The sequence below is a fragment of the Advenella sp. S44 genome (assembly GCF_002810445.1).
Lineage (GTDB): Bacteria > Pseudomonadota > Gammaproteobacteria > Burkholderiales > Burkholderiaceae_B > Advenella.
On the sequence record NZ_NEXS01000003.1, the window covers coordinates 121,567 to 135,277 of the forward strand.

At 57.3% G+C, this 13,711-nt stretch carries 18 protein-coding genes; all 18 read left to right on the plus strand.

Going from position 1 to position 13,711, the window contains the following annotated elements:
* Nucleotides 1–27 precede the first annotated feature (27 nt).
* The 18 genes from mlaD (at nt 28) to tatC (ending at nt 13,380) form a co-directional block, all read left to right on the plus strand.
* Nucleotides 28–576: an outer membrane lipid asymmetry maintenance protein MlaD gene (mlaD, locus tag CAP48_RS04500; RefSeq protein ID WP_100694837.1), complete on the plus strand. Its 549-nt coding sequence runs from the start codon at nt 28–30 to the stop codon at nt 574–576.
* A gap of 113 nt (nt 577–689) precedes the next feature.
* Entirely contained in the window at nt 690–1,709 is a 1,020-nt protein-coding gene (locus CAP48_RS04505; RefSeq protein ID WP_100694838.1) for a VacJ family lipoprotein, read from the plus strand.
* A gap of 184 nt (nt 1,710–1,893) precedes the next feature.
* Nucleotides 1,894–2,502: a phospholipid-binding protein MlaC gene (locus CAP48_RS04510; protein ID WP_100694839.1), complete on the plus strand. Its 609-nt coding sequence runs from the start codon at nt 1,894–1,896 to the stop codon at nt 2,500–2,502.
* 67 nt (nt 2,503–2,569) lie between these two features.
* Nucleotides 2,570–3,370, plus strand: coding sequence for an ABC transporter ATP-binding protein (locus tag CAP48_RS04515; RefSeq protein WP_100694840.1), 801 nt, complete (start codon nt 2,570–2,572; stop codon nt 3,368–3,370).
* The gene (locus CAP48_RS04520) at nt 3,367–4,152 is read left to right on the plus strand and encodes an ABC transporter permease (protein WP_100694841.1); all 786 of its coding nucleotides are present in this window, start codon (nt 3,367–3,369) and stop codon (nt 4,150–4,152) included. The genes CAP48_RS04515 and CAP48_RS04520 overlap by 4 nt, the downstream gene beginning before the upstream one ends.
* A 2-nt stretch (nt 4,153–4,154) precedes the next feature.
* Nucleotides 4,155–4,397, plus strand: a complete 243-nt coding sequence (locus CAP48_RS04525; RefSeq protein WP_192871286.1) for a BolA family protein — start codon at nt 4,155–4,157, stop codon at nt 4,395–4,397.
* Entirely contained in the window at nt 4,390–5,646 is a 1,257-nt protein-coding gene (murA, locus tag CAP48_RS04530) for a UDP-N-acetylglucosamine 1-carboxyvinyltransferase (protein ID WP_100694843.1), read from the plus strand. The genes CAP48_RS04525 and murA overlap by 8 nt, the downstream gene beginning before the upstream one ends.
* Nucleotides 5,647–5,651: 5 nt before the next feature.
* Nucleotides 5,652–6,320 carry an ATP phosphoribosyltransferase gene (hisG, locus tag CAP48_RS04535; RefSeq protein WP_100694844.1) on the plus strand — a complete coding sequence of 223 codons (669 nt, stop codon included), beginning with the start codon at nt 5,652–5,654 and terminating at the stop codon, nt 6,318–6,320.
* Between the two features lie 9 nt (nt 6,321–6,329).
* On the plus strand, nt 6,330–7,640 hold the full coding sequence (gene hisD, locus CAP48_RS04540; RefSeq protein WP_100694845.1) for a histidinol dehydrogenase: 1,311 nt from the start codon (nt 6,330–6,332) through the stop codon (nt 7,638–7,640).
* Between the two features lie 9 nt (nt 7,641–7,649).
* A complete protein-coding gene (gene hisB, locus CAP48_RS04545; protein ID WP_100694846.1) occupies nt 7,650–8,237 on the plus strand; it encodes an imidazoleglycerol-phosphate dehydratase HisB in 588 nt (195 codons plus the stop codon).
* A 16-nt stretch (nt 8,238–8,253) separates the two neighbouring features.
* Nucleotides 8,254–8,937: an imidazole glycerol phosphate synthase subunit HisH gene (gene hisH, locus CAP48_RS04550; protein WP_100694847.1), complete on the plus strand. Its 684-nt coding sequence runs from the start codon at nt 8,254–8,256 to the stop codon at nt 8,935–8,937.
* 90 nt (nt 8,938–9,027) lie between these two features.
* Nucleotides 9,028–9,780: a 1-(5-phosphoribosyl)-5-[(5-phosphoribosylamino)methylideneamino]imidazole-4-carboxamide isomerase gene (gene hisA / locus CAP48_RS04555; RefSeq protein WP_100694848.1), complete on the plus strand. Its 753-nt coding sequence runs from the start codon at nt 9,028–9,030 to the stop codon at nt 9,778–9,780.
* The gene (gene hisF, locus CAP48_RS04560) at nt 9,777–10,580 is read left to right on the plus strand and encodes an imidazole glycerol phosphate synthase subunit HisF (RefSeq protein WP_100694849.1); all 804 of its coding nucleotides are present in this window, start codon (nt 9,777–9,779) and stop codon (nt 10,578–10,580) included. The genes hisA and hisF overlap by 4 nt, the downstream gene beginning before the upstream one ends.
* On the plus strand, nt 10,577–10,969 hold the full coding sequence (hisI, locus tag CAP48_RS04565; protein ID WP_100694850.1) for a phosphoribosyl-AMP cyclohydrolase: 393 nt from the start codon (nt 10,577–10,579) through the stop codon (nt 10,967–10,969). The genes hisF and hisI overlap by 4 nt, the downstream gene beginning before the upstream one ends.
* The gene (locus CAP48_RS04570; protein ID WP_100694851.1) at nt 10,966–11,355 is read left to right on the plus strand and encodes a phosphoribosyl-ATP diphosphatase; all 390 of its coding nucleotides are present in this window, start codon (nt 10,966–10,968) and stop codon (nt 11,353–11,355) included. The genes hisI and CAP48_RS04570 overlap by 4 nt, the downstream gene beginning before the upstream one ends.
* 90 nt (nt 11,356–11,445) lie before the next feature.
* On the plus strand, nt 11,446–11,721 hold the full coding sequence (gene tatA, locus CAP48_RS04575; RefSeq protein WP_100694852.1) for a Sec-independent protein translocase subunit TatA: 276 nt from the start codon (nt 11,446–11,448) through the stop codon (nt 11,719–11,721).
* A gap of 67 nt (nt 11,722–11,788) precedes the next feature.
* A complete protein-coding gene (gene tatB, locus CAP48_RS04580) occupies nt 11,789–12,589 on the plus strand; it encodes a Sec-independent protein translocase protein TatB (RefSeq protein ID WP_100694853.1) in 801 nt (266 codons plus the stop codon).
* On the plus strand, nt 12,589–13,380 hold the full coding sequence (gene tatC / locus CAP48_RS04585; protein WP_100694854.1) for a twin-arginine translocase subunit TatC: 792 nt from the start codon (nt 12,589–12,591) through the stop codon (nt 13,378–13,380). Before tatB ends, tatC begins: the two co-directional genes overlap by 1 nt.
* Nucleotides 13,381–13,711 lie beyond the last annotated feature (331 nt).

The window sequence follows — 13,711 nt, forward strand, 5'->3', positions numbered from 1 at the left end:
CATGCACACGAAAAAGGTTAATTTCAAATGAGTAAGAAAACAGATTTTCTGGTTGGTTTGTTCGTATTGCTGGGTATTGTGGCTGCGATCTTCCTGATGCTGCAGGCCGGCAACCTGCGGACCTTTTCCATCGGGCAGACCTATCATGTTACCGGCAAATTCGAAAATATCGGCGCGCTTAAAGTGCGTTCTCCGGTCAAGAGCAACGGCGTGGTAGTCGGCCGCGTCAGCAATATCGCGTTTGACAATAAAGTATTCAAGGCGGTCGTGGGCATGGATATCGATGCCGGCTACCAGTTCCCCGAAGACAGCTCGGCGTCTATCATGACTTCGGGTCTGCTGGGTGAACAGTATGTTGGCCTGACCCCGGGCGCCGAGGAAAAGAATCTGGCCGATAATAGTGAAATCACCTATACGCAAAGTGCCGTCGTGCTTGAAGAGTTGATCAGCAAGTTCCTGTTTTCCAAGGCCGAGTCTGAAGGCTCCAGTGCGCCGGGCGGTTCTGGCGCAGAGCAGCAGGACGACTCGCCACCGGCGCTAACGCCACCGGCATCGGCACCGGCGCCTGTGCAATAATCGTTCAATTACTGGTATATTTAGGCTAACGCAAGGGCGGGATAGTCTGGTGTTTTGAGCCGCTGGCTGGAAAGACCCAGAATCGACCTGCCAAATACAACAACGAGTGTCATATGAAACAAACACAAATACGCCTGATCGGCCTGGGATCCACGCTGGCGCTGCTTGCCGGTTGTGCGACGGTTAAAAATCCCACGCCTGGCGATCCGCTGGAAAGCTATAACCGCAGCATGTTTGCATTCAATGATGCCGTCGACCGTAATCTTCTGACACCCGTTGCCAAGGGCTACAAGGCGGTTGTGCCTAGTCCGGTACGCACCTGCGTGACCAATATTTTCAATAACTTTGGTGATATCTGGTCCGGCGTCAACAGCTTTTTGCAGGGCCGTGGCCTGGATTCGGTCAATACCTTTGGGCGGGTGCTGTTTAACTCCACCATGGGCCTCGGTGGATGTATCGACGTCGCATCTATGAAAGGCGCGCCGCGCATCCGTAACGATTTCGGTACGACCCTGGGCGTCTGGGGGATCGGTCAAGGTCCTTATTTTGTCCTGCCGTTGTTGGGCCCTTCTACGATCCGCGATACCGCCGGTACGGTGGGCGATGGATTCGGCGGATCCGCGGTCTATGCGTCGCCGGGTGCAATCAACGACGTCCCGGTCCGCAATACAGTCTGGGGAATCAGTCTTGTTAATTCCCGAGCCAATCTGCTCAACGCCAGTGATCTGATGGACGATGTCGCGCTGGATCGTTACAGCTTCCTGCGTGATGCCTATTTGCAACGTCGTGAGGCGCTGCTGAACCAGAAACTGGGCCCTGTGATTCTGAACCAGCCAGATGCGCAGGACCGAGGCAATGGCGGTCTGCCCTCATACGATGACCCCGAGGCCGACAATACTGGTGCAGCTGGCGGCGCCGCCGATCCAAATCTGCCGGTATATGACGATCCGCAAGCGGATGCTGCCACGGCAGCTGGCGCTGCCCAAACCGGACAGAAGCCGGACTCCCGACCGTCGAGTGCGCCCGTGACAGGCCCTGCCCAAACTGGACAGAAGCCGGTTTCCGCGCCAGCATCTGGCCCGGCCAGTGCCGATCCGTCTTTGCCGGTCTATTCTGATCCGGAAAGCAAGTAATTGCGCGCACGATAACAACAGCCTGAAATGCGATTTTGATCCCATCGCTTTCAGGCTGTTTCATTCGGCAGGTTCTTTTACTCTTACTGACATTTCCCATGTATGCTCGGAAATACAATAAGTTAATTGGGGCAGGAGCCGGCCACCCGGGCTGCCACGTCACAGATCAGAAAGGAGATCACGTATGAAATTCGCAGGTATTCTCAGGACCACGCAGGCCGCCATGATCGCCGGGTTTCTGTCAGCAGGAGCCATGCAGGCGGCCGTGGCTGCTCAGGACCCGAATCAGTTTGTTGAGCAGATCGCCGATAACACCCTGCAGGCTGTGAACCAGAACGATGCGGCCAAAAGCGGCGACGTCAGTGCCATCAACGGCATTGTCACACAATATCTGATGCCGCATATCAATATGGAAAAAACGACTCGGCTGGCTGTCGGCCAGCCCTGGCGCCAGGCCAGCGAGCAACAGCGTTCGGCGCTGGTCAATGGATTCAAGCAGACATTGTTGCGCACCTACAGTGGGGCCTTCCGTAATGTGACGCCCAGCACCACAATCACAATGCAGCCGTTTCGTGGTGATGCCAATGCCAGCGATGTTGTCGTGCGCTCAACGATTACCGCAGGGCAGGGGCCTGTCTCGGTTGATTATCGTCTGGAAAAAGCCGGCGACGGCTGGAAAATCTATGACCTGAATGTGGAAAACATCTGGCTGATACAGAATTACCGCAATCAGTTTGCCGGCCAGATTTCGCAAGGCGGCATTGATGGCCTGATCAAGGCGCTCAATCGCTGATTGTGCGGGCGTTTGGGCTATAATGGAATGCTTGCTTCATTGGTGAGGCAAGCATTTTTTTATAGCCATGTCTGCCGTTCACGTACAACATCTTTCCAAAGTCTATGAAAGTGCCCGCAATGCGGGCTGGCGGCGTTTCCTGCCGCCGCGGGATGACGCCTCGCGCCAGCCGTTTCGGGCGCTCGATGATGTGAGTTTCACGGTCGAAGAAGGCGAATTCTTCGGCCTGCTCGGTCCCAATGGGGCCGGCAAGACCACGCTTATATCCCTGCTTGCGGGTCTGTCGCGTCCTACCGCTGGCGCGGCAAGCATTTACGGTTTCGATGTGGCATCGCAGTATAAGCAGGCTCGCCGCTCGCTGGGCGTGGTGCCGCAGGAACTGGTGTACGATCCGTTTTTTACGGTGCGCGAAACGCTGCGCCTGCAATCGGGTTATTTCGGTATCCACCGTAACGACGACTGGATCGACGAGATTCTGCATAACCTGGGCCTCACTGACAAGGCGCAGGCCAATATGCGCGCGTTGTCCGGCGGCATGAAGCGGCGTGTGCTGGTCGCCCAGGCACTGGTGCACCGCCCTCCCGTGATTATTCTGGATGAACCGACGGCCGGCGTAGACGTCGACCTGCGCCGCAGCCTGTGGGACTTTATCTCAAGACTGAACAAAAGCGGCCATACTATCATGCTGACCACCCATTATCTGGAAGAGGCCGAGGCCTTGTGCAACCGCATCGCGCTGCTCAAGCGCGGGCAAATCGTCGCCCTGGATACGACCCAGGCGCTTATGGCGCGCGTGGGCGGACGTGACCTTGAAGAGGCTTTTGTACACATTATGCATAACGGCATGCAGGAGCGCGCCGCATCATGAGCCCGCTGCAGAAGGATATCAAGTTCGGTTCCGGCTTTCCGACCCTGCTCTACAAGGAATTGCTGCGTTTCTGGAAAGTGGCGTTCCAGACGGTTGCCGCGCCGGTCATGACAGCCATGCTGTATCTGCTGGTGTTTGCGCACGTGCTGGAAGATCGTGTCCGCATGTACGATTCGGTCCCGTATACCGCCTTCCTGATTCCCGGGCTCATGATGATGAGCATGTTGCAAAACGCTTTTGCCAATCCCTCATCGTCGCTGATTCAAAGCCGCATTACCGGCAATCTGGTGTTTGTGCTGCTGCCGCCGCTGTCGCATTACGAATTTTTTGCGGCATATGTGATCGCCGCCGTCCTGCGTGCTCTTGCGGTCGGGCTCGGAATCTGGATTGTAGCCACGTTCTTCGTGCCCATCTGGCCAGCCAGCGTCGTGTGGGTATTGGTGTTTGCGGTGCTTTCCTGTTGTATCCTGGCGGTGCTGGGCATTATTGCCGGCCTGTGGTCGGAAAAGTTCGACCAACTGGCGGCGTTTCAGAATTTTCTGATCATGCCCGCGACTTTTTTATCGGGTGTGTTTTATTCCATTCACTCGCTGCCGCCTTTTTGGCAGTCGGTATCGCACTGGAATCCGGTTTTCTACATGATTGACGGTTTCCGCTACGGATTTTTCGAAGTATCGGATGTCTCGCCATGGCACAGCGTTGCCGTGGTCGCGGCCTTTTTTGCGTTGCTTTCTGCTTACGCCCTGCGTCTGCTTGCTCAGGGATATAAACTCCGGACATGACTATGTTACCTACCCCCGAACAGATTCAGCAATACATCGAATCGCACCTTCCCTGTGAGCACATCGAAGTGCGCGGCGATGGCTCGCACTTCGAGGCGCTGATCGTCAGCAGCGTTTTTGAAGGAAAGCGCCTTATCGCGCGACACCAGGCAGTGTACGCTGCGCTAGGCGAAAGAATGAAGGCCGAAATTCACGCGCTTTCAATGAAAACCCTGACTCCCGACGAGTACCGCAAGCATGGATAAACTCAGAATTGTCGGCGGGCGACGCCTGAACGGCGAAATCGGCATTTCCGGCGCCAAGAATGCGGCCTTGCCGATTCTGTGCGCGGCACTGCTCACGGCAGAGCCCGTGACGCTGCGCAACGTGCCGCAGCTCAACGACATTAGCACCACGGTGCGCCTGCTGGCTGACCTGGGCGTGAAGATCACCCAGGAACCCGGCGGTATTGTGCATTTGCAGGCTGATCAGATCAGCAGTCTGCAAGCGTCATACGAGCTGGTAAAGACCATGCGCGCCTCCATCCTGGTACTGGGCCCGCTGCTGGCGCGCTTTGGGCAGGCCAAGGTCAGCCTGCCCGGCGGCTGCTCCATCGGTCAGCGCCCGGTAGACCAGCATATCAAGGGCCTGACGGCGCTGGGCGCAGACATCGCCGTAGAGCACGGATTTGTCGTGGCAAGCGCCACACGCCTGAAGGGCGCCTCTATTATGACCGATATGGTGACGGTTGGCGGTACTGAACAATTCCTGATGGCAGCGGCATTGGCCGATGGACAGACTGTGCTGGAGAACGCCGCGCGCGAACCTGAAGTGGTGGATCTGGCCGAAATGCTGATCGCCATGGGCGCGCGTATTTCCGGCCACGGCACGGACCGGATCGTGATTGACGGCGTTGAGCGCCTGCACGGCACAGACTACACTGTGGTGCCTGATCGGATCGAAGCCGGCTCTTTCCTGTGTGCGGTCGGCGCAGCCGGCGGCGACATTATGTTGCGCAATGCCGCGCCCGATACCATGGGCGCCACGCTGGACAAGCTGATTGACGCCGGCGTGACAATCGAAACGGGTGCAGACTGGATTCGGGCCTCAATGCATTCACGGCCCAGGGCCGTGGGCTTTCGGACTCGCGAATACCCGGGGTTTCCGACAGATATGCAGGCCCAATTGCTGGCGCTGAACACGGTGGCGGTCGGCACGGCAGTGGTTGTGGAAAATATTTTCGAGAACCGTTACATGCATGTGCCCGAACTGATGCGTATGGGGGCAGATATTGAGCTGGACGGCCACACGGCAGTTATCAACGGTGTGTCGCAGCTCATGGGGGCCCAGGTCATGGCGACCGATCTGCGGGCCTCGGCCAGCCTGGTTATTGCCGGCCTGGCAGCGACCGGTGAAACCATCATAGATCGCATCTACCATCTGGATCGGGGTTACGAAAAAATGGAAGACAAGCTGCAGGCGGTGGGCGCCGACATCCAGCGACTGCGGAGCTGATCATCATGACACAGAATCCTCAACTGACCATGGCCCTGTCAAAAGGGCGTATCTTCGAAGAAACGCTGCCGCTGCTGGAGCAGGCAGGCATCGTCGTGACCGAGCATCCCGACCAGTCGCGCAAGTTGATACTGCCCACCAGCCGCGATGATTTGCGGATTTTGATTGTGCGCGCCTCCGATGTGCCCACCTATGTCCAATATGGCGCGGCCGACTTCGGCATTGCCGGCAAAGATGTGCTGTACGAATACAGCAAAGAGCACCCGGGCGGCCTGTATCAGCCGATCGACCTGGATATTGCACGTTGCCGGCTGGCCATTGCCGTTCGTGAAGGCTTTGATTATGAAGCCGCTGTGCGCCAGGGCGCGCGATTGCGTGTGGCGACCAAGTATGTCAACGTCGCGCGCGAGCATTTTGCCCGCAAGGGTGTGTATGTTGATATTATCAAGTTGTATGGCTCCATGGAGCTGGCGCCTCTGGTGGGACTGGCCGACGCCATTGTCGATGTCGTCTCTACCGGCGGTACGCTGCGTGCCAATGGCCTGGTCGCCGTCGAAGACGTCATGCCGGTTTCTTCGCGCCTGATCGTCAACCAGGCGGCGCTCAAAACACGTGCTGCGGTACTGCAGCCCATCCTGGATGCTTTTGAACGTGCGACGCCCTCGCAGGATTAATCTGAGCTTATGAAACCTGTAATTAATCGACTGGACTCCCGTAGCGACGGCTTTGCCGCAGCGCTGCGGCGGCTGCTGGCTTTCGAGGCAGGCGAAAACGCCCATATTGAGCAGGCGGTCGCCGATATTTTGCAAGACGTCAGGCAGCGCGGCGACGCCGCTGTCCTGGAATACACCGCCCGTTTCGACCGCTTGGCGGTGGCCGGTATGCCGGATTTGGAAATTTCCGCTGCAGACTGCAAGGCCGCGCTGGCCGCGCTGGAGCCGGCCCGTCGCAAGGCGCTGGAGCAGGCCGCGCATCGCGTGCGCATTTATCATGACAGGCAACGAGCCGAATCCTGGCAGTACCAGGAAGAGGATGGCACCGTGCTGGGTCAGAAAATCACGCCTATGGATCGCGTCGGCCTTTACGTGCCGGGCGGCAAGGCCGCCTATCCCTCTTCAGTGCTGATGAACGCGATTCCGGCCAAGGTAGCCGGGGTGAGCGAAGTGATTATGGTCACGCCCACGCCCGATGGCGTGCGCAACCCGCTGGTGCTGGCCGCTGCGGCCGTGGCCGGGGTCGACCGCGTGGTGGCCATCGGTGGTGCCCAGGCCGTGGCCGCGCTGGCCTATGGGACCGACAGTATTGCCGCCGTGGATAAAATCGTCGGTCCTGGCAACGCCTATGTGGCTGCGGCCAAGCGCCGGGTTTTCGGTACGGTAGGCATTGATATGGTCGCTGGTCCGAGTGAAATTCTGATTATCTGTGACGGCACAACGCCGCCAGACTGGATTGCCATGGACCTGTTTTCCCAGGCCGAACACGACGAGCTGGCCCAGGCCATTTTGCTGTGCCCCGATGCCGGATTCCTGGAACAGGTGCAGGAGGCGATTGAGCGACTGCTGCCCACCATGCCGCGCTCCGATATTCTCAGGCAAAGCCTGTCGGCTCGCGGCGCGCTGATTCTGGTGCGTGATCTTGACGAAGCGGTCACTATTGCAAATGAAATTGCCCCGGAGCACTTGGAGATTTCCACGGCAAATGCCGCGGCGCTTGCTGAAAAAATCCGCCATGCGGGTGCGATTTTTCTGGGACCATTTTCTTCCGAAGCACTGGGTGACTATTGCGCCGGACCCAACCACGTGCTGCCAACGGCGCGTACGGCTCGCTTTTCCTCGCCGCTGGGCGTCTATGATTTTCAGAAACGCAGCAGTATTATCCAGGTGTCCGAGGCAGGAGCGATTACACTAGGGGCGATTGCTGCTGAGCTGGCTGATGGCGAAGGCCTCCCGGCGCATGCACAGAGCGCGCGTTACCGCCTCAATTCCACTACCTGATGATAAGTTATGCGAACCGCTGACATTACCCGAAATACCAATGAAACCCGCGTTGCGGTTTCCCTGAACCTGGATGGCACAGGCAAACAGTCCATCGATACCGGCGTGCCTTTTCTGGATCACATGATCGACCAGATTGCCCGCCACGGCCTGATTGACCTTGATGTCAAGTGTGAAGGCGATGTGCATATCGACGATCACCACACGGTGGAAGACGTTGGTATTACGCTGGGCCAGGCCGTAGCCAAGGCCGTGGGCGACAAAAAAGGCATCACCCGCTATGGGCATTCCTATGTGCCGCTGGATGAGGCGTTGTCACGCGTGGTCATCGATTTCTCGGGTCGGCCCGGACTTGAATACCACATTCCGTTTACCCGCTCGCATGTGGGGCGCTTCGATGTTGACCTGACGCGTGAATTTTTCCAGGGATTTGTCAACCATGCTTTGGTGACCATGCATATCGACAATCTGCGTGGCTCAAATTCGCATCATCAGGCCGAAACCGTGTTCAAGGCATTCGGACGCGCCTTGCGCATGGCGCTGACGCCCGATGTGCGCAGCCAAGGCGTGATTCCTTCCACCAAAGGCGTGCTGTAATGTCGGGAATGCCTGGATGAGCAGCAAAATTGCCATTGTTGATTATGGTATGGGGAACCTGCATTCAGTAGCACGCGCCCTGCGTCATGTCGCAAGCGATGCCGATGTTTACCTGGCATCTGATGTGGCGGCGCTGGACAAAGCGGATCGGATCGTTTTCCCCGGACAGGGCGCGATGCCAGATTGCATGCGCAACCTGCAACGCTGTGGACTGATGGAAGCGGTGATTCGTGCGGCCGATAGCAAGCCCCTCTTGGGCGTCTGTGTTGGCGAGCAAATGTTGATGCAGCACAGCGAAGAGGGCGATGTACCGTGCCTGGGCATTTTCCCGGGGACGGTGCGCAAGTTTTCGGGACCGCAATTTGCCGTGAATCTACAGGAGCAGTCCGATACGTCTGTCATGCTCGTGCAGCACGAAGCACGTCCGCTCAAAGTGCCGCATATGGGCTGGAGCCGGGTGAAGCAGGCAAAGGCCCATGCGCTGTGGGATGGTATTGAGGACAATAGCTACTTTTATTTCGTACACAGTTATTATGTAGACCCGGCGCAAGAGGCCATTTCGGTCGGAGAGACCGTGTACGGACACAATTTTACCTGCGCCGTGGCGCGGGACAATATTTTTGCGGTACAGTTCCATCCCGAAAAAAGCGGCGAATATGGCTTGCGTCTTTATCGGAATTTTGTAAACTGGAATATCTGACCATTACGGTCCTGGCAGTTGGGTGAATTGTGAAATCGCCTCATGCGTTCATGATTTTATTTTTATTCTCATTTTGATAATCTAATTGTTATGCTGCTCATACCAGCCATTGATTTGAAGGACGGACGTTGTGTCCGCCTGCGCCAAGGGGACTTGCAGGACGCCACCATTTTTTCCGAAGACCCGGTTACCGTCGCGGAACAATGGTATGACCAGGGCGCAAGACGCCTGCATCTGGTCGACCTGAACGGAGCCGTTGCCGGCAAGCCCAGGAACGAAGACGTGATCAAGGCCATTGTACGTGCCGTTGGAGACGACATTCCTGTCCAGATCGGTGGGGGCATCCGGGATCTGGATACCATCGAACGGTACCTGGATTTCGGCATCCGATACATTATTATCGGCACCGCCGCGGTGAAGGATCCTGGATTTTTACAGGATGCCTGCAGCGCTTTTCCGGGCAATATCATCGTGGGGCTCGATGCCAGGGATGGCAAGGTGGCCACTGACGGCTGGAGCAAGCTGACCAAGCACGATGTGCTTGATCTGGGCCGCAAGTTCGAAGATTATGGCGTTGAGTCCATCATTTATACCGATATCGGCCGCGACGGCATGTTGACTGGCGTCAATATCGAAGCCACCGTGCGTCTGGCACAACACGTCAGGATTCCGGTGATTGCCTCTGGCGGTGTCACAGACCTGACCGATATTGAAGCGTTATGCGAGGTGGAGCAGGAAGGCGTCGAAGGCGTCATTCTGGGACGCAGCATCTACGAAGGCACCCTGGATTTCCAGGCAGCGCAGGATCTGGCCGACGAGTTGAACGGGGATGAACTGGAGTGACACATTCAACGGCTCCGGCGCATACCCTGACCACGCGCGTGATACCGTGCCTGGATGTTACAGCTGGCCGCGTCGTCAAAGGCGTGAATTTCGTTCAGCTGCGCGATGCCGGTGATCCGGTGGAAATCGCCAGGCGCTATAACGAGCAGGGAGCCGACGAACTCACTTTTCTGGATATTACCGCCACCAGCGACGGCAAGGATCTGACCTTGTCCATGATAGAGCAGGTGGCATCCGAAGTATTTATTCCGCTCACCGTCGGCGGCGGGGTGCGCGCGCTACCCGATGTGCAGCGCCTGCTCAATGCCGGCGCCGACAAGGTATCCATCAATAGTGCTGCCGTCAATGAGCCGGAACTGGTGCGTGCCTGCGCCGATTATTATGGCTCGCAATGCATTGTGGTGGCCGTTGATGCCCGACGCGTTTCGGCTGCGGGTGAGCCGTTGCGCTGGGAGGTATTTACTCATGGCGGACGCAAACCTACCGGTATTGATGCCGTTGCGTGGGCTGTGCGAATGGCGCGATACGGCGCCGGTGAACTACTCATCACAAGCATGGATCAGGACGGCACACAAGCCGGCTTTGACTTGCAACTAACCCGGACCATCTCCGACGCCGTTGCGGTGCCGGTGATCGCTTCGGGTGGCGTAGGCAATTTGCAGCATCTTTGCGATGGCGTCAATGAAGGACGCGCCAGCGCCGTGCTGGCTGCCAGCATCTTTCACTACGGCGATTACAGTATCGCGCAAGCCAAGGCGTATATGACGGAACGCGGAATACAAGTCAGGAACACGCAATGAACTGGATAGATGACGTCGTATTCGATGCAGACGGCCTGGTGCCCGCCATTGCGCAGGACTGGCAAAGCGGCCGCATCCTGATGGTGGCCTGGATGAACCGCGAGGCGTTGATCGAAACCGCGCAAACCGACAGGGCCGTTTATTGGTCGCGTTCGCGCAAGCGGTTGTGGCGCAAGGGCGAAGAGTCGGGCAATACCCAGCGGGTATGTTCGCTGCGTCTGGATTGCGACGGAGATGTGATATTGCTTACCGTTGAGCAGCAGGGCGGTGTGGCGTGCCATACCGGCAGAGAGAGCTGTTTTTATCGTGAACTTGCCGGCACGGCGCAGGAGCGGCAATGGCAAGTCACTGACGCGGTGCTCAAAAACCCCGAGAGTATGTACAAATGACGCAAGCGCACTCGTCTACCCCCACCGGTGCCGACATTCTGACCCGTCTGGCCGATGTGCTTGAAACGCGCCGGCCGCAGGCCGGCGGTGATTCACAATCGTCATATACGGCCAAATTGCTGGCGCGTGGGCCTGACGCCTTCCTGAAGAAAATCGGAGAGGAAGCAACCGAGCTGGTTATGGCCGCAAAAGATGGCGTGCCCGAGCGGATCGTGTCTGAAACGGCTGATTTGTGGTTTCATTGCCTGGTCGCGTTAACCCATTATGGGCTTCGGCCTGAAGATGTGCTGGCTGAGCTTGCGCGTCGAGAGGGCCTGTCAGGGCTGGCGGAAAAGGCGGCGCGTAACCACGAAGGCGCCGACAACACACCGGATCGCAGTGCATAACTGCAATTACGGTCATGATATTTCCCTATTGATTCGCCAATTAATTGGTATAGTATGCGTATTCACGCAATCTGATTTCAGGAGTAAAACATGGGCAGTCTAAGTATCTGGCACTGGTTGATCGTACTGGTCATCATCGCCCTCATTTTCGGTACCAAAAAGCTGCGCAACGTAGGCGAAGATCTGGGTGGTGCAGTCAAGGGGTTCAAAAAAGGCATCAAGGATGCTAATGAAGAAGCTGATTCATCCAACGACGATGGACTCAATCGCAAGGTAGCCGACACGCAGGACCCGGCCAGGCCCGACGCGGCAGCGCGCGCCAATCCGGATGCGATCGACGTGCAGGCTCGCGAAAAGTCTGAGTAAACACGTCGTGCCGATGGTCGGCATCAGTGGTGGCATATCCCGCCGATCTTCTTGAAAAGTAGCAAGCATGTTTGGTTTAAGTTTCGGAGAACTGTTCGTTATTGGTGTTGTGGGGCTTATTGTGATCGGCCCCGAACGCCTGCCGACGGTCGCCCGCACACTGGGCCACCTGGTGGGGCGTGCGCAGCGCTACGTGAACGATGTCAAAAGTGATATTCAGCGGGAAGTGGATATCCAGGAAATTTCCAAAATAAAAGAAGAAATGCAGTCTGCCGTCAGCGATGTCAAATCGTCGGTGGAAGACACTGCCAGCGCCTTGCGCAACCCGGTCAATGCCTTGCGGGACGATCTGGAGCATACCGGCAATTCGCTGCGCGATAGCGTCAGTCCGAACACCATGACAACATCGCAAGACCAACTGGATGCCGCCGGTGCAGAAAACCGTTCGACCGATACGCGCACGGACGCCCCCGGCGTAGAAAATATTGCGGCCGATGGGCGGGTGGATGCCTCCACCGCAGAAGATCTTTCTGCGGATACACGGGCAGGTGTCGCAGGCGCAGAAAATTCTGCAGCCCAGAACAAGGTGGATGGCACCTGTGCTGATGCCGGCGCGGCAGCCGGTCCGCAGTCGTCCACTGCCGGGGTCGCCGATCTGATGGCGCCTCTTGCAGAGCCTGCAGTCGAGCCGGCCGTGCGATCGGATGCGGCGACCGCTGGAAAAGCATCGGCTGCAACGGCGCCGGCCGGGCCGGCGTCTGGCGACAAGACTGCGACAGCCGCGCCTGACGAGGCTGAACCTCATGTCAAACCCACCGAAGCCGATGCGCCGGCTTCTGCCGTTACCCGTTCCGATAAGCATTCCTGATGGCCAATCCAATTCTTCCTCCCGATAACGCGCAGGAAAATCTGCCTGAAGACAGCTTTTTTTCCCATCTGATCGAATTGCGTTCCCGGCTGATCCGGGCATTGCTGGCCGTGATCGGGGTTTTTGCCATTCTGTGTATCTATCCCGGTACCGGCACGGTCTATGATTTTATTGCGCAGCCCATGATTGCGTCGTTGCCGGCCGGCAACCGGATGATCGCCACCGGCGTGATTACGCCGTTTCTGGTGCCCCTCAAAGTAACCCTGTTGCTGGCATTCATGATCACTCTGCCTTACGTGCTATACCAGGCCTGGGCCTTTATCGCACCGGGCCTGTATCGTCATGAAAAACAACTGGCTATGCCGCTGGTTGTCTCCAGTACGTTGCTGTTCTTTTTTGGAATGGCATTCTGCTACTACATTGTTTTTCATACCATCTTTCATTTCATCGCCATGGTCTCGCCCGAGTCGATCAATTTCGCCCCGGATATCGAGGCCTATCTTGGTTTTGTGATGACCATGTTTCTGGCGTTTGGTGTCACCTTTGAAGTGCCTATTGTCGTTGTCGTGCTTGTCAGCACGGGCATGGTTTCCGTGGATAAGCTCAAGGCCATGCGTGGCTATGTCATTGTCGGGGCCTTTATCGTGGCGGCAATAGTCACGCCGCCCGACGTCATGTCGCAATTTTTGCTGGCGGTTCCGCTGTGCTTGTTATTTGAACTGGGGCTGTTTGCCGCACGCTTTATCAAAGTTCGCCAGCTGAATAAACAGGATTCCGAAGCCGAAGATTAGAACGGTTTGCGCATTGGCGTGCGCCGCCCCTTCGCGGCGCACTGTTCCGTAGCCGCGCGTTGTCCCATAGCCGCACTCCGATCAAGCCAAGGTCGAATCGGCTGTCCCGGCCTCCTGCTGCTTTGTGTTTAGCGCTGGCGCTTCAATTGTCCTGTCGTCATTTCTCACTGTATTTTTTCGCTCCGCATCCACATCACTGTGCACGGGCGCGATAGCCGCATTGCCGGCGTTCAAGCGGCAAGCGGACAGAGGGTCAATTGATGATTATCAGTGGCGCCGATTCGCACCCGCCTATTGTGCTGGTGCCCCAGACCGGCTGCGGGGGATCTCA

Excerpts from the sequence above, each read along its gene's own strand:
- mlaD (WP_100694837.1), top strand. The coding sequence starts at position 28 with ATGAGTAAGAAAACAGATTTTCTGGTTGGTTTGTTCGTATTGCTGGGT.
- CAP48_RS04505 (WP_100694838.1), top strand. The coding sequence starts at position 690 with ATGAAACAAACACAAATACGCCTGATCGGCCTGGGATCCACGCTGGCG.
- CAP48_RS04510 (WP_100694839.1), top strand. The coding sequence starts at position 1,894 with ATGAAATTCGCAGGTATTCTCAGGACCACGCAGGCCGCCATGATCGCC.
- CAP48_RS04515 (WP_100694840.1), top strand. The coding sequence starts at position 2,570 with ATGTCTGCCGTTCACGTACAACATCTTTCCAAAGTCTATGAAAGTGCC.
- CAP48_RS04520 (WP_100694841.1), top strand. The coding sequence starts at position 3,367 with ATGAGCCCGCTGCAGAAGGATATCAAGTTCGGTTCCGGCTTTCCGACC.
- CAP48_RS04525 (WP_192871286.1), top strand. The coding sequence starts at position 4,155 with ATGTTACCTACCCCCGAACAGATTCAGCAATACATCGAATCGCACCTT.
- murA (WP_100694843.1), top strand. The coding sequence starts at position 4,390 with ATGGATAAACTCAGAATTGTCGGCGGGCGACGCCTGAACGGCGAAATC.
- hisG (WP_100694844.1), top strand. The coding sequence starts at position 5,652 with ATGACACAGAATCCTCAACTGACCATGGCCCTGTCAAAAGGGCGTATC.
- hisD (WP_100694845.1), top strand. The coding sequence starts at position 6,330 with ATGAAACCTGTAATTAATCGACTGGACTCCCGTAGCGACGGCTTTGCC.
- hisB (WP_100694846.1), top strand. The coding sequence starts at position 7,650 with ATGCGAACCGCTGACATTACCCGAAATACCAATGAAACCCGCGTTGCG.
- hisH (WP_100694847.1), top strand. The coding sequence starts at position 8,254 with ATGAGCAGCAAAATTGCCATTGTTGATTATGGTATGGGGAACCTGCAT.
- hisA (WP_100694848.1), top strand. The coding sequence starts at position 9,028 with ATGCTGCTCATACCAGCCATTGATTTGAAGGACGGACGTTGTGTCCGC.
- hisI (WP_100694850.1), top strand. The coding sequence starts at position 10,577 with ATGAACTGGATAGATGACGTCGTATTCGATGCAGACGGCCTGGTGCCC.
- CAP48_RS04570 (WP_100694851.1), top strand. The coding sequence starts at position 10,966 with ATGACGCAAGCGCACTCGTCTACCCCCACCGGTGCCGACATTCTGACC.
- tatA (WP_100694852.1), top strand. The coding sequence starts at position 11,446 with ATGGGCAGTCTAAGTATCTGGCACTGGTTGATCGTACTGGTCATCATC.
- tatB (WP_100694853.1), top strand. The coding sequence starts at position 11,789 with ATGTTTGGTTTAAGTTTCGGAGAACTGTTCGTTATTGGTGTTGTGGGG.
- tatC (WP_100694854.1), top strand. The coding sequence starts at position 12,589 with ATGGCCAATCCAATTCTTCCTCCCGATAACGCGCAGGAAAATCTGCCT.